The following is a 13,874-nucleotide window of genomic DNA, read 5'->3' on the forward strand; positions in this document are numbered from 1 at the left end:
TTACCGCTTACATGCGTAAACGACGTTTTGGCTTTATGGTGCGGTATACCCCCTGGTGTACTTAAGTCCTAAAGTCTTCAAAAGAAATGGTTTGAGTTCTCGAGGTCTAAGGCAAGTCTGGTTAAATGCGAAAGCCCGGCGATATGCCGGGCTTGTTTTGCCTACTGTGTCGATTATACGAGATGGGGCATAACTCTTTTGCAATTTTATGTTATTGATTTTGGGAGGCTTATTCTATTTTCGACTTGACAGATTCTCCACTGGTTGATTTTCATGCCGATTACGAGAGAAAGCATGCCCCAGGGGCTAAAGCCCCGTTTTATTGCTCCGGTGGAGAGGGCCAAGGCTGAAGCCTTGGCGTACCTAGAGGCCAGGGCAAGAACAAAAGCAAGGGGCAACTGCAAGAGCAACTGCGGGGATTCTTCGCTGCGCTCAGCGTGACTCGCTTCTGAGATTTGGGGTTGAGAGCAGAAAAAAGCCGTGCCCCTTTTGCTGTGGGCACGGCTTTAATTTGTTGCTTTGGCTATTCGCCGAAGTTGACGGACTCGATGCCGAGGAATTCGGCGGACTGTCCGAGCTCTTCTTCGATGCGGAGGAGCTGGTTGTACTTGGCGATGCGGTCGGTTCGGCTGGCGGAGCCGGTCTTGATCTGTCCGGCGCCGGTGCCTACCGCGAGGTCGGCGATGAAGGTGTCTTCGGTCTCGCCGGAGCGGTGGCTGATGATGCTGGTGTAGCCGAAGCGGCGGGCCAGCTCGATGGCTTCGAGGGTCTCGGTGACGGTGCCGATCTGGTTGACCTTAATCAGAATGGAGTTGGCGACCTTCTGCTCGATGCCCTGCTGCAGACGGGCGGTGTTGGTGACGAAGAGATCGTCGCCGACGAGCTGAACGCGGTTGCCGATCAGGTCGGTGAGCAGCTTCCAGCCCTGCCAGTCGTCTTCGGCGAGGCCGTCTTCGATGGAGACGATGGGGTAACGCTGCGCCCAGTCCTGCCAGTAGGCGGCCATCTGCTCGGAGGTCAGCTCGCGCTTGTCGGACTTCTTGAAGACATACTTGCCGGTCTCCTTGTTGTAGAACTCGCTGGAGGCGGGGTCGAGCGCGATGGAGATGTCTTCGCCGGGGGTGTAGCCAGCGAGCTGAATGGCTTCGAGGATGAGATCGAGCGCTTCTTCGTTGGACTTGAGGTTGGGAGCGAAGCCGCCTTCGTCGCCGACGGCGGTGTTGTAGCCCTTCTTCTTGAGCACGCCCTTGAGGGTATGGAAGACTTCGGTGCCCCAGCGGAGCGCATCCGAGAAGGTCTCGGCGCCGACCGGCATGACCATGAACTCCTGGAAGTCGACGTTGGAGTCGGCGTGGGAGCCGCCGTTGAGGATGTTCATCATCGGGGTGGGCAGAAGACAGGCGTTGACGCCGCCGAGGTAGCGGTAGAGGGGCAGGTTGAGGGCTTCGGCTGAGGCGCGGGCGACGGCCATGGAGACGGCGAGGATGGCGTTGGCGCCGAGCTTGCCCTTGTTTTCGGTGCCGTCGATCGAGATCATGGTGGCGTCGATGAGGCGCTGGTTGCTGGCGTCCATGCCGGTGAGCTCGGGAGCGAGGATCGACTCCACATTTTCGACCGCGTTGAGGACGCCCTTGCCGAGATAGTGGCCCTTGTCGCCGTCGCGAAGTTCTACGGCCTCGTGCTCGCCGGTGGAGGCTCCGCTGGGAACTGCAGCGCGCCCCTTGGCTCCGCCATCGAGGATGACGTCGGCTTCGACGGTGGGGTTTCCTCGGGAGTCGAGGATTTCGCGGGCGTGGATAGAGACGATCTCGGTCATGTTGCTCCTATGGTTTGAATTTTGGCGGTGCTGGGCGACGACGCGATGCATCAGGCGCTCATTCAATTTGGGGCGGCGGTCGACGCGAACGGGAGCACCGCCAGTTGCGGCGATTGTCTGCACCAATCCTGCGTCGGGAGAGCTCACTCACTGGATTTTAGCAAAGCATTTCGGAACCCGGCTGAATGGGGCGTGAATCGCTTGAAATGAGCTGTTTACCTCGTGGAGACGGGAGTAGCAGGTTCGATTCCCTTTCGCCATATTTGTTTCTCGCAGGCGGTGATTCGCTCTAACCTTCTCTTTAATGGCCTGTCTAAAAATCAGGCCTTGAAATTGTTCAGAGGACCAGCCATGAAGCTTTCGATTGCGACCGCCGCTCTTGTTTTCGTCACCGTTCCCGTGATCGCGCAGGATGCGCGGACTGGAGTTTCGACGCCTCCCCCGGCGGTGATTACCACGACGGACGATAGCGCCCCGGCGACCCCGGTGCTGACGCCGCGTGTGCCTGAGGCAAAGCCCTCGGCGGCTGTGCCTGCGGACTCATCGAACACCAATACGATTACCTATGGACCGTATGTGCCTTATCGTGCGGCTGGAGAGGCTGCGCCAGCGGCAGCACCGGCTGATACACCGACTACGGCGGCCTTCGATCCGGATGCAAATATTGTGACGACGACTGTTCCGGATTCGGATACGAATGCGGTGGCGGATTCGCCGGCTGCCGATGCCGGGATTGTGACCAGCGTGCCGGAGCGCGAGGGCGAGATTCGCGAGGGGACGCTGCTGCGGGCGCGCATCACGCAGGGACTTTCGACGACGAGCACGCTGGAGGGTTCGCCGTTTTCGGCTTCGCTGACGCAGCCGGTCGAGAAGGATGGGCGAGTGATTCTGCCGATCGGATCGATGGTCGAGGGGCGCGTGACCGAAGTTCGCAGCGGACGGCGCATCTCGGGTCGGGCGGCGCTGCACCTTGAGGCGCATGATGTGACGCTGCCGGATGGCTCGCACTATGTGATTCATGCACAGCTTATCGATACCGACCAGACTGACCACAGCAGCGTGAACAACGAAGGTACGCTGGTTCGCAAGGACCATCCGAAGGAGACGCTGGCGGCGATGTCGGTGGCGACTGGTGGTGCGGCGGCGGCGGGCGCGATGGTAGGTGGCGGCGTGGGCGCTCTTGTGGGCGCGGGGATTGGCGCGGGAGCGAGCACGATTATCTGGCTGAAGCAGGATCGGCAGGAGGCGCTGCCCAAGGATTCAAATCTGGTGTTCAGCCTGACGACGCCGATGATTCTGAAGCCGCTGAGCAATAACGCAATGAGCAGCAACGTCACGAACAGCGATGCCACGACCAACAACAATGTGAGCAGCGTGGCTGCGCCGCGTGAAGCTGCGGCTCCTTATTCCGCGGTGGCTACGGTGCCGGTTCAGTAGCTATGAGGCTTGACGGCGGCTCATCAAATTGGTGGTAGTACATCTCCTGATCTCTTTGGTGCCTGATTTGATGAACCGCCGCCGCTTTCTTGCCGCATCGATTGCTGCCACCGCTGCGCTTCCCTCAGCGACTTCTTTTGCTTCCACGCAAACACAGATACTGATCGATTCGCACGTGCATGTGTGGAAGCACGATCCTACGTTTCCTTTTGCAGAGGGAGCGCATGTTCCTCCAGAGGATGCTTCGGCGGAGATGCTGCTGGAGCTGATGAAGGCGAATGGCGTCGCTCGAACGGTTCTCATTCAGGTGATTGACTATCGGTGGGACAACAGCTATCTTGCTTCGGTGTTGAAGCGTTATCCGCTCTATTTCAAAGGCGTGTGCCGGGTTAATCCGGAGGATCCGGTGGCACCGGACCATCTGAGCGAGCTTACGGAGCAGGGCTTTGATGGGGTCAGGATCAGTCCTTCTGCGGCCGCCGATGGGGATTGGATTCGTGGTCCACTGATGCATCCGCTGTGGAGACGATGCGCGCAGTTGAAAGTTCCGATGACGGTGCTGACGCCGGTGACGCGGCTTCCCGATCTGGTTTCGCTGATTGAACAGAATCCTGAGCTGACGGTGGTGATCGATCACATGGCGGATTCGCCGTTGGATGAGCCGAAGAAGCTTGAACTGTTGCTGGCGCTGGCTCGCTACCCGAGGGTCTTCGTCAAGATCTCGCACATGTGGTCGCTCTCGAAGCAGGCGTATCCCTACGCGGATGCTGCCGAGCAGGTGAAGCGACTCTACGACAGGTTTGGCGCTGAACGCCTGATGTGGGGCACCGACTGGCCGATCTCATTGAAGCAGCTTTCGTATGCCAGAGCTGTTGCACTGTTTCGCGATCACCTTGACTTCATGTCAGCAGCAGATCATGAGCAAGTGCTCTACAAGACAGTGCAACAGGTTTGGCCCTTCGGGCTTTAGCGGAATCTAGTCCCTGACCTGTGCGAGCAGACGCTTCCAGTTCTTCTGGTTGCGGCGATAGCTCTTCTTGAGGTCTTCGAGGATGCGCTCGAAGTCGGCGTGGCCGCTTAGCTTGCGCCATGCGGGATTGATGCTGAACCAGGGATAGTTCTCGTTGCCGAGGTAGATGGCGCGGCGCAGCCAGTGAAGCGCCTCGGACTCGTCGCCTTCGACGGCAAAGTAGGTGGCGAGGCGATAGGCCATCTCGCTGTCGGCTTCGGCGGCGGCGAGCGTCTCGTCGATGATAAAGCTGGCGGCTTTCTCGCGATCGCCCAGTTGCACATAGCAGAGGGCGATGGTGGGAAAGACGATGCGCAGCGATTTTTCGTCGCGGATGACGTTTTCGAGGGTTTCGATGGCGCGGGGAAGGTCGCCGGTGCGCATCTGCTGGTAGCCGAGAGAGATGCGGAGGAGGGGTTGTTTGGGCTCAAGTGTGAGGCCCTTTTGGATCTCGTCGGCGGCCAGTTCCATCTGGTTCTGGTACTGGTAGACGCGGGCGCGATGGTTGTAGACCATGGCGGCGTTCGATGGGTTCATGCGCAGCGAGGCGTTGAACTGGTCGAGCGCCTCTTCGTACATGCCGTCGATGCGGAGCGTCATGCCAGCGACGAGGCGGACGTTCCAGTCGTTGCCTGCGGTCTGGAGGAGGTGTTCGATGCCGTGACGGGCCGATTCTTTTTCGCCGCGGGAGAGCAGCATGTAGACGCGGTAGAGATTGGCTTCGACCGAGCCGGAATCGAGTGAGAGTGCTTTGTCGAAGGCGCGGCGGGCTTCGAGGACGTGCATCTGGCCGCCTAGTCCGTTGCGTGCATATTGCAGGTGGGTGATGCCGAGGCCTGACCAGCCGGGAGCGTACTTCTCGTTCTGGTTCACGACGGATTCGAAGAGGGTGCGGGCGCGGTCGAGGTCGTCGCGGCTGCCGGTGCGGGTCATGAAGGAGGAGAGCACGGCGCGGGCCTGCAAATACTCTTCGGAGACGTCTTCGGAGAGCGAGGTGGCGCGATGGCTTTCGGGCTGTTGCTGCAGATCGCCGAAGCCCTGCAAGGTGCTGAAGACTTCATTGCAGATCTCGGACTGCACTGACACCAGATCGAAGGAGCCTACGTTGATGGAGCCACCTGCACGAACGCTTTGGCTGGGGACGTCGAGGAGCTGCCAGTTGAGGTCGAATCCCTTGTCGGAGCGGAGGAAGTTGCCGGCCAGCACGAAGTGCACGAGCAGCTTTTTGCCGACGCTGAGCGGATCGAGCTGCTGGGTGGAGACGTTCATCAGCGAGCTGGAGGGGCGGACGACGAGCGACGGCATGCGCGCGAGGCGGGCGGCGATGGCGTCGGCGAGGGCGTAGCCGTAGAGCGGCGCGACATCGGCTGGACCGTAGTTGATGAAGGGCAGAACGACGATGGTGTTCTGGGTGCTGACCTCGGCGGGGGTGGACTCGCGGAAGCGTTCGGCGAGCATGGAGAGGAGGCCGGTGGTGCGCTTCTCTTCCTCGGGCGTCTCCTTTTGGTTGTGGTTCTTTCCGCCCTGTGAGGGCAGGAGCGAGACCGACTCTCCGTGGAGGAGGACGGAGTCGAGCTGCATGGCCATCATGATGGTCTTAAGGGCCTCGCGCACGTCGGCGGAGGAGGCAAAGCGGGCGGAGGGCTGCTTTTCGAGGCAGCGGAAGATGACGCTCTCGAGCTCGACCGGGAGATGGGGCGCGATGGTGCGGATCGATGGCGGCTCGGCGTACTGGATGGCGCGGATGCTTTGGAAGTCGGGCGCGTCGGGGCGGTGGAAGGGATGGCGTCCGGTGGCGAGCTCGTAGAGGATGAGGCCGAGGGCGAAGATGTCGGACTGGACGCTGGACTGGCCGGTGACGAACTGCTCGGGCGCCATGTAGGCGATGGTGCCGCCGCGAGCGGTATAGGTGGCTCCCATGTTGGGCGGGTTGCGCTTGCTGTCGGGACCGGCGGGGTCGAACTCGGCCTTGTCGGGAGTGAGGCGGCGAGCGAGGCCGAAGTCGAGAATTTTGATGAGGCCGCCGTCGGTGAGCATGACGTTGGCGGGCTTGAGGTCGCGATGGAAGATGCCGAGGTTGTGCGCGGCGGAGAGACCGTCGGAGATCTGGATGCCTGCCGAGAGGGTGAGCTGGAGGCTGGCCGGGCCTTCGCCGATAACCTTATCGAGCGACTTGCCGGGGATGTATTGCATGACGATGTAGGCTTCTTCTTCGCCGCCGGACTCTTCCCTCGCCTCGCCTACCTCGTAGATGGCGCAGACGTTAGGGTGGTCGATGGCCGAGGCCAGCCGGGCTTCGCGAAGCTGCGTGGTTCGCATCTGCTGCACGGTCAAGTTGCCGCGTTTCAGCAGCTTGAGGACTACAGGGCGCTGGAGGAGGGTGTCGTTTGCAAGGTACACGACGCCGCTACCGCCCGCACCGATCTTGCGAACGAATTCATACTGTTCAATAACGCGTCGCTTCATACCTCTATTATTGCAAGCCCTGACGTGGGAAAGGTTAATGCATGGCTTAGCAAATCTTCTGTGCTATTCCGTTCCGGTACTGCTCTTTCTGACTGCTGGCATGGCGATGCCCACTCCGATCAGCCAGATGAAGCTGACAAACCGGCCTATGGGAAGGAAGAAAGCGGCCTTCCAGGTGACGAGAGAAAAGATGGCCAGCTCCGACGCTATGGCGAGGAAGATGCCGAGAATGACAAGCCACCGAGGCAACAGACGATAGAAGCCGCTGGTGATCGACACTCCGGCGAGCAGGAGGCCGAACGGAACGACGAAGCCCGGGCCGCCGGCGGCGAAACCGAGGATCTGGAGCGAACGGACTGCTCCTGGCAGGTCGGTGATGCCGGGAGTGGAGAGAGACCAACTGCAGAGCGCCGACACGATCAGCATGGCGGAGGCGGTGATTCCGCCGTAAAGGGCGATGAGCTCGCCGGTCGCTCGCACACCGAGAAAGCGCAGGCGGCTTACGACCGTCACAGTAAAAATCCCGAGGGGGATCGCGGATGCAAACTCGATGAGCGACGCCCATCGCGCTGCTTTGCTGTAGAGCGAGAAGTAAGTCACCGCATTTTGTACCGGCTGGAAGGGCATTGGGAACGCAGAACGCGGCGCAAGCAGAACTCCGGTGAAGATTCCGGCGATCACCAGGAGGATATAGATGATCGCCACAAGCAGCAGCGAAGGGCCAAGATGGCGGTTCGCCCGCGAAGACGGGTTGGTCAATACGTTTTCCATAGTAATCGTTAATATCATTAACGATTACTACATGCAATAATCGAAATTATGAAAGCGGTTGCGCCCGGACATGACTCCGTAGCCTTTCTTCTTACCCAGCTCGGCACCCACGCCGCGAGACGGTTTGCGGAGCAGTTGATGCCACTGAAGCTAGCCCCGCAGCATGTGGGGATCTTGGGGATTCTGAATCGAGCGGAGAGCCAGAGCCAACGTCAACTGGCGGCGACGCTGCGGATGCATGCCAGCCGTCTGGTTGCGCTGATCGATGAGTTGGAGGCGCTGGAGCTGGTTGCTCGTCAGGCCAATGGAAACGACCGCCGCACCTATTCCCTGCGTATCACGGACAAGGGCCGCGAGACGCTCGCGGCCATCGGGAAGATAGGCCGCGAGCATAACGATGTGATCTGTGGAGCATTGAATGCAGAGGAGCGCGAACAACTCGCTCAGCTACTGCAGCGCATTGCGAATGAACAGGGCCTGGCGCGAGGCGTTCATCCGGGTTATAGCCAGTTGGGTAAGCCGGGGAATGCTACGGCAAATTCAGAGGGGTAGAGAACGAGCAACAACAAAGACAAGGACGAAATACAGGGGTCTCTCCACTGCGCTGCGCGTTGAGACCGCCCAGCTCCGGTCGAGATGACGTGTCGCTGGTGGCTGACTAGACGACGCGGGTTTGGCCGATTTTTTAGTGGTGCGGACCGGCGCCGCGCTCCCAGGGACGGGGGGTGACGGGGTCGTCCTGCCATTTTTTGCGGCGTCCGATGATGAACATGACGAGGCCGAAGAAGAACATGATGAGGCCCCAGGTCAGGTTCAGGTTGATGCCCATCGACTTTTCGTAGATGGCGGCGTTACCGCGGGTGATGAAGCCATAGACGCTCATCAGGCCGCCTGTCACCAGGAAGATGAGGCCGAGGGGGATGCGAATGTCGAGTCCCATGGAGATCTCCTTTCGTTAGCGTCTAGGCGAAGACGAGGTTGAGGACGACTAGGATGGCGAGGACGGCAATGGCCAGCGTCGCGGGCTTTTGATACCAGCTCAGGTGGCCTTCTTCGGGCTTGGGCGTGAGCGAGTAGACCAGGCCGACGAGTTCTGATTCTTCGCGAGGCTGGGTGGCAAGGCTGACTGCGATGGTCACGATCAGATTGACGGAGAAGGCGAAGATGGCGGTCCAGAAGTTCTGCGCCATGTCGCTGGGATAGTGGTGGACGATGGCGATCCAACCGCCGTGCATGCCGGGGAGAGCGTCGGTGGGAATGGTGAGGCCGTGATGCAGCAGCGCGGCGCCGGTGCCTGCAAGCAGGCCGGTGAAGGCTCCGTGACCGGTGGTCCGCTTCCAGAACATGCCGAGCAGGAAGGTGGCGAAGAGCGGCGCATTGACGATGGAGAAGACGAGCTGCAGCGCGTCCATGATGTTGTTGAAGTTGGTGACGGCGTAGGCCGCACCAATGGATAAGACGACCCCGCCTATGGTTGCCATGCGACCCATCCAGAGGTAGTGCGCGTCTGTTCCCTTCTTATTGATGTAGGCCTGATAGATGTCGTAGGTCCAAACGGTGTTGAACGCAGTGACGTTGCCGGCCATGCCGGACATGAAGCTGGCGAGGAGCGCGGTGAGGCCGAGGCCGAGGATTCCGGTTGGGAAGAAGTGGAGGAGCATGACCGGGATGGCGAGGTCGTAGTTATAGACCGGGTTGCCGTTGGTGTCGAGCACAGGCTGGCCGGTGATGGCGTTCATCTTCTCGGGGATGATGCCGTGGGGATGCTGCTCGTCGAGCGGAAGGGCGTGGCCGTTGGGTGCCGTAGTGGCAAAGACGGCAGAGTGAGGCGTCGCCATGTGCGAGGTCACCGTGATGGCGATGAGACCGGGCAGGATGACGAGGAACGGGAAGAACATCTTCGGAATGGCAGCGATGAGGGGGACGCGGCGTGCCGAGACCTCGGAGTCGGCAGCCATGGCGCGCTGGATGACGAGGAAGTCGGTGCACCAGTAGCCGAAGCTGAGGACGAAGCCGAGGCCCATGGCGAGGCCGACCCATTCGACGCCGAGGGTGTTGGTGGAGGCGTGCGCCATGCCCTGCCACGAGTGGGTCATGTTGGCTGGCAGAGTGCGCTTGATGCCCTCCCATCCGCCGACGTTGCGCAGACCGATCCAGACCAGAGGAGCGAAGCCTGCGACGATGAGGAAGAACTGCAGCACTTCGTTATAGATAGCGCTGGTGAGGCCGCCGAGGAAGATATAGCCGAGAACGATGATCGCCGACAGGATGATGGAGACGTGGAAGACGTACTGGTCGGGGATGATGCCGTGGAAGAGGCCGAGGGTCTGGATGAGCAGCGCCATGGCATACATCGAGATGCCGGAGCTGAAGATGGTCATGACGGCAAACGAGAAGGCGTTGACGGCGCGGGTCTTCTCGTCGAAGCGCATGCGCAGGTACTCGGGCACCGACCGCGCTTTCGAGCCGTAGTAGAACGGCATCATGAAGACGCCGACGAAGACCATGGCGGGAATCGCGCCGATCCAATAGAACTGGCTGGTGATGATGCCGTACTTGGCGCCCGATGCGCCCATGCCGATGACTTCCTGGGCTCCGAGGTTGGCGGAGATGAAGGCGAGGCCGCAGACCCAGGCCGGAATCGAGCGTCCGGCGAGGAAGAAGTCGTTGCTGGTACGCATGTATCGCTTGAGGGCGAAGCCGATGCCCAGAACGAAGACGAAATAGACCAGCATGATGAGCCAGTCAATGATGGATAAGGACACGATAACCCTTGTTTAAAGCAGAGTTTGAATTGGACGCTCAGGGCAACTCTAAATCGTTACGATATTCGGCGTCCAGCGTAGAGGGGCCTAAAACGATTCGGTATATACCGTATCTGCCGCAGGATGAAAGGTAATATGGAGACGCCGGATAACTTGCCGAGTTAGCAGCGCATCACAGGGTTAGTTGGACACGATTCCGTGAATGCACTGCAGCCCAGATAAAAATGGCAGTGCATCTTGGCTTTTTTCCTCTCTTGCTCCGTCAAAAAGGAGTAAGGCTGATCGACTTTGTTGGACTTTCTCCTTGGAGCAATAGAAGCAGCATGACCGCAACCATTCTTCTTATCGATGACAATGCAGTGCAGGTAGCCACCCGGCAGGCAATTTTAAGGCGTGCGGGGTATTATGCGATTGCGGTGCTCAACCCCAAACAGGCGCTAGACCAGTTTCAGGGCAGCGGATTTGCTGCACCGATCGATCTGGTCATCACCGACCACATCATGCCTGGAATGAATGGATCGGAGTTTGTCAGCCAGCTTCGACAGACCCAGCCACTGCTTCCTGTGCTGGTCATCAGTGGACTGGAAGAGGCCGAAGACGAGTACACGGGGCTGAATGTGCTCTTCCGTCTGAAGCCACTTCCTCCTGACAATCTGCTGGCTAGCGTAGACAGCCTTGTGGCCCATCCTGCCTGAGCCTACTGAAAAGCCTGTGCGATAAACGATGTCGATTGCCGTTGCAACCTTCTCCCTGAGAGAATGGGGGCATCATGCAATCGCACCCCATGCCTCAGTTTGGTAGTTTTACGTTGCTGCTGGCTCTGGCGTTGAGTGTCTACACGCTGCTGGCAGGCGCATTTGCCCTTTGGCGGTTCAAGACGACCAAGGCAGAGGATGGCTCCGGACGGCTGGGCGAAACCGCGCGGCGCGCTGGAATCGCGAGCTTCATCGCATTGAGCTGCGCTGCATTTGCGCTGGTATGGGCATCGTTTACGAACGACTACTCTGTCTCGTACATCCTGCACCACACCAATCGAACACTGAACCCGGCTTATAAGTTTGCCGCGCTGTGGTCGGGACAGGAGGGCTCGCTGCTGCTGTGGGCGTGGCTGCTCTCGGCTTATGGATTTGTGCTGCGGATGCGGCATCGGGTGGATGTGCGGCTGTCAGCATTTGCTTCGACGATTCTTGCAGGGATACAAGTCTTCTTTCTTCTGCTGTTGAACTTTGCAGCACCGCCATTTGCGATTCAGCCGGGGCCTACAGCGCTGGATGGGTTTGGGCTCAATCCCCTGCTGCAATATCCCGAGATGGTGATGCATCCGCCACTGCTTTATCTCGGGTATGTAGGATTCTCGGTGCCGTTTGCGTTTGCGCTGGGTGCGTTGATGATGCGCTATCCCGGTGAAAAGTGGATTCACATTACGCGGCGATGGACGATGGTGGGCTGGCTGTTTCTGACCTGCGGCATCTTTATGGGCGCGCACTGGGCCTATAGCGTGCTCGGCTGGGGCGGCTACTGGGGATGGGACCCGGTGGAGAATGCCTCGCTGATGCCGTGGTTGACGGGCACGGCGTTTTTGCACTCGGTGATGATGCAGGAGAAGCGCGGCATGATGAAGAGCTGGAACGTCTGGCTCATCTTCTCGACGTTCATGCTGACGATTCTGGGGACGCTGCTTACGCGATCGGGGATTGTGAGTTCGGTTCATGCCTTTGCTCAGTCTGACATTGGGAACTGGTTCTATGGGTTCCTTATTGTCATTCTGGCTGTGTGCCTGTTCACGTTCTTCAAGCAGAAGGACCATCTGAAGTCGGAGAACAAGCTGGAGTCGCTGGTGTCGCGCGAGTCCAGCTTCCTGTTCAACAATCTGGTGTTGCTGGCGGCCTGCTTTACGGTTCTTTGGGGAACGCTCTTCCCTATTTTGTCGGAGTATGTACAGGGCTCGAAGGTTACGGTGAGTGCGCCGTTCTATAACCGCGTCAATATTCCGGTTGGACTTTTTCTTCTGTTTCTTACTGGCATCGGACCGCTGCTGGCTTGGCGCTCCACTTCTCTGCGGTCGATCCGGCGTAACTTTATTCTGCCGGGTGTCGCGTTTGTGGTTGCGCTGGTTGTTCTGATGGCCGCCGGTGTGCGTCCGTGGAACGCGGGCGATGCGATGCAGGCTACGATCTTTTCATTAATTACGTTCTCGCTTGCGGCTGGTGTGATTACTGCCATTACCTCCGAGTTTTTGCGCGGGGCCTTTGTCGTGCGAACGCAGACGGGGAAGAATCTTGCTGCTTCGACGATTCTGCTGGTGCGGCGGAATACTCGCCGTTATGGCGGCTATCTGGTTCATTTCGGCATCGTGGTGTTGTTTATCGGAATTGCCGGTGGGGCCTTCAACCAGGCACATGAGCAGGAGATGAGCTTTGGCGACTCGGTGACGATGGGGCCGTACAAGCTGGTGTGCCAGAGCTTCACGCAGGAGAGTAAGCCGAACTACGACACCGAGTATGCTCTGCTGGATGTTTATGAGCACGGCAAGAAGATCACGCAGCTTGCACCGGAGAAGCGCTTCTACCTTGCCAGCCAGACCTCTTCGACGATGGTCGCGCTGCACTCGACGCTGGAGAGCGATCTTTACGTCATTTATGAGGGCAAGAATCCTGATACGGATCGCCCCATCATTAAGGTGTTCCTCAATCCGCTGATGAACTGGATCTGGATCGGTGTTGCCATCGTGGTGATGGGCACGCTGCTGGCTCTGGTGCCGAGCCTGAAGAAGAGTGCGCGGTCACAGGCTGCAGTAGAAGCGGCGGTAGCTGAAGCCGAGGTTCATCATGTCGCTTAAGCGGTGGATGCAGAGTCTGGCGGTATGTTTTCTGGCCGTGGTGATGCTGGGTGCGGCCGATGGCGGTGCGCGCTTCAATCGGCTTGGCCACGACATGATCTGCGAGTGTGGCTGTGGGCAGATACTGCTCGAGTGCAATCATGTGAACTGCCCCGTCTCCGCACCGATGATTGCAGAGCTGCACGCACAGTTGGCGGGGGGCGGCTCCGACAAATCCATCATGAGCTGGTTCGCGGCGAAGTACGGAGCGACGGTGCTGGCTGCTCCGCTGCGCGGAGGCTTTGATGATGTGGCGTGGATCATGCCTTACGCTGTCTTTATTCTCGCCATCGTGGGCACGGGAGTTTTGATTTATTTCTGGAAGCGGCGGTCGCTGCTGAACCCGCCACCGGGAAGCGCTACCGGCGGCTTCGATACGGATAAAGAGGCGATGCGTGAACGCATTCGCAGGGAGACGGAATACTGATGGGCGCTATAGCTGGTCTCGTGCTGACGGTCGCAATCTTTCTCTTCATCTTCTGGCCGGAACGGAATCCGTTCTTCCAGGCGGACAAGACTCGCGTCGACTATCTGCGCGAGCGCAAGGACGCCATCTACGACAATCTGCGCGACCTCAACTTCGAGTATCTGGCTGGAAAGTATCCTGAGCAGGACTATGCCGAGCAGCGGACGGGACTTGAGGACGAAGCGGCACGCGTGATTGCCGAAATCGACCGACTGACCGCACGCGGCGAAGTTGGCCGCCGCAGCCGGGCGTAGAACTGGATCGTT

General features: G+C 59.4%; 12 protein-coding genes. 7 read left to right on the forward strand and 5 right to left on the reverse strand.

What is annotated here, in order from left to right:
* Positions 1–523: 523 nt before the first annotated feature.
* A complete protein-coding gene (eno, locus tag IEW09_RS07145) occupies positions 524–1,963 on the reverse strand; it encodes a phosphopyruvate hydratase (protein ID WP_505661217.1) in 1,440 nt (479 codons plus the stop codon).
* A gap of 204 nt (positions 1,964–2,167) precedes the next feature.
* Between eno and IEW09_RS07150 the strand changes: the two genes are divergently transcribed.
* Both IEW09_RS07150 and IEW09_RS07155 read left to right on the forward strand, forming a co-directional pair.
* A complete protein-coding gene (locus IEW09_RS07150) occupies positions 2,168–3,253 on the forward strand; it encodes a hypothetical protein (protein ID WP_188553507.1) in 1,086 nt (361 codons plus the stop codon).
* Positions 3,254–3,311: 58 nt separating this feature from the next.
* Positions 3,312–4,223, forward strand: a complete 912-nt coding sequence (locus tag IEW09_RS07155; protein WP_229739160.1) for an amidohydrolase family protein — start codon at positions 3,312–3,314, stop codon at positions 4,221–4,223.
* Positions 4,224–4,229: 6 nt separating this feature from the next.
* On the opposite strand, the gene IEW09_RS07160 is transcribed toward IEW09_RS07155, so the two are convergent.
* Entirely contained in the window at positions 4,230–6,728 is a 2,499-nt protein-coding gene (locus IEW09_RS07160; RefSeq protein WP_188553508.1) for a serine/threonine-protein kinase, read from the reverse strand.
* 63 nt (positions 6,729–6,791) lie between these two features.
* Positions 6,792–7,499, reverse strand: coding sequence for a hypothetical protein (locus IEW09_RS07165; protein WP_188553509.1), 708 nt, complete (start codon positions 7,497–7,499; stop codon positions 6,792–6,794).
* A gap of 48 nt (positions 7,500–7,547) precedes the next feature.
* Between IEW09_RS07165 and IEW09_RS07170 the strand changes: the two genes are divergently transcribed.
* Positions 7,548–8,051, forward strand: coding sequence for a MarR family winged helix-turn-helix transcriptional regulator (locus tag IEW09_RS07170; RefSeq protein WP_188553510.1), 504 nt, complete (start codon positions 7,548–7,550; stop codon positions 8,049–8,051).
* 133 nt (positions 8,052–8,184) lie between these two features.
* Here the strand turns inward: IEW09_RS07170 and IEW09_RS07175 are convergent, their stop codons facing one another.
* Positions 8,185–8,439: a hypothetical protein gene (locus IEW09_RS07175; protein WP_188553511.1), complete on the reverse strand. Its 255-nt coding sequence runs from the start codon at positions 8,437–8,439 to the stop codon at positions 8,185–8,187.
* Positions 8,440–8,461: 22 nt separating this feature from the next.
* Entirely contained in the window at positions 8,462–10,264 is a 1,803-nt protein-coding gene (locus tag IEW09_RS07180) for a sodium:solute symporter family protein (RefSeq protein WP_188553512.1), read from the reverse strand.
* A gap of 323 nt (positions 10,265–10,587) precedes the next feature.
* Between IEW09_RS07180 and IEW09_RS07185 the strand changes: the two genes are divergently transcribed.
* The 4 genes from IEW09_RS07185 (at position 10,588) to IEW09_RS07200 (ending at position 13,862) form a co-directional block, all read left to right on the forward strand.
* A complete protein-coding gene (locus IEW09_RS07185) occupies positions 10,588–10,959 on the forward strand; it encodes a response regulator (RefSeq protein ID WP_188553513.1) in 372 nt (123 codons plus the stop codon).
* Between the two features lie 74 nt (positions 10,960–11,033).
* A complete protein-coding gene (locus IEW09_RS07190; RefSeq protein WP_229739161.1) occupies positions 11,034–13,103 on the forward strand; it encodes a heme lyase CcmF/NrfE family subunit in 2,070 nt (689 codons plus the stop codon).
* A complete protein-coding gene (locus IEW09_RS07195) occupies positions 13,093–13,569 on the forward strand; it encodes a cytochrome c-type biogenesis protein (RefSeq protein WP_188553514.1) in 477 nt (158 codons plus the stop codon). The genes IEW09_RS07190 and IEW09_RS07195 overlap by 11 nt, the downstream gene beginning before the upstream one ends.
* Entirely contained in the window at positions 13,569–13,862 is a 294-nt protein-coding gene (locus IEW09_RS07200; protein WP_188553515.1) for a hypothetical protein, read from the forward strand. Before IEW09_RS07195 ends, IEW09_RS07200 begins: the two co-directional genes overlap by 1 nt.
* Positions 13,863–13,874 lie beyond the last annotated feature (12 nt).

Origin of the sequence: Edaphobacter dinghuensis (assembly GCF_014640335.1) — a bacterium.
GTDB classification, from domain to species: domain Bacteria; phylum Acidobacteriota; class Terriglobia; order Terriglobales; family Acidobacteriaceae; genus Edaphobacter; species Edaphobacter dinghuensis.

Bases quoted from the DNA above. Each gene is read 5' to 3' on its own strand.
- IEW09_RS07170 (WP_188553510.1), top strand. From the start codon at position 7,548: ATGAAAGCGGTTGCGCCCGGACATGACTCCGTAGCCTTTCTTCTTACC.
- IEW09_RS07160 (WP_188553508.1), bottom strand. From the start codon at position 6,728: ATGAAGCGACGCGTTATTGAACAGTATGAATTCGTTCGCAAGATCGGT.
- IEW09_RS07200 (WP_188553515.1), top strand. From the start codon at position 13,569: ATGGGCGCTATAGCTGGTCTCGTGCTGACGGTCGCAATCTTTCTCTTC.
- IEW09_RS07195 (WP_188553514.1), top strand. From the start codon at position 13,093: ATGTCGCTTAAGCGGTGGATGCAGAGTCTGGCGGTATGTTTTCTGGCC.
- IEW09_RS07165 (WP_188553509.1), bottom strand. From the start codon at position 7,499: ATGGAAAACGTATTGACCAACCCGTCTTCGCGGGCGAACCGCCATCTT.
- IEW09_RS07150 (WP_188553507.1), top strand. From the start codon at position 2,168: ATGAAGCTTTCGATTGCGACCGCCGCTCTTGTTTTCGTCACCGTTCCC.
- IEW09_RS07185 (WP_188553513.1), top strand. From the start codon at position 10,588: ATGACCGCAACCATTCTTCTTATCGATGACAATGCAGTGCAGGTAGCC.
- IEW09_RS07190 (WP_229739161.1), top strand. From the start codon at position 11,034: ATGCAATCGCACCCCATGCCTCAGTTTGGTAGTTTTACGTTGCTGCTG.
- IEW09_RS07175 (WP_188553511.1), bottom strand. From the start codon at position 8,439: ATGGGACTCGACATTCGCATCCCCCTCGGCCTCATCTTCCTGGTGACA.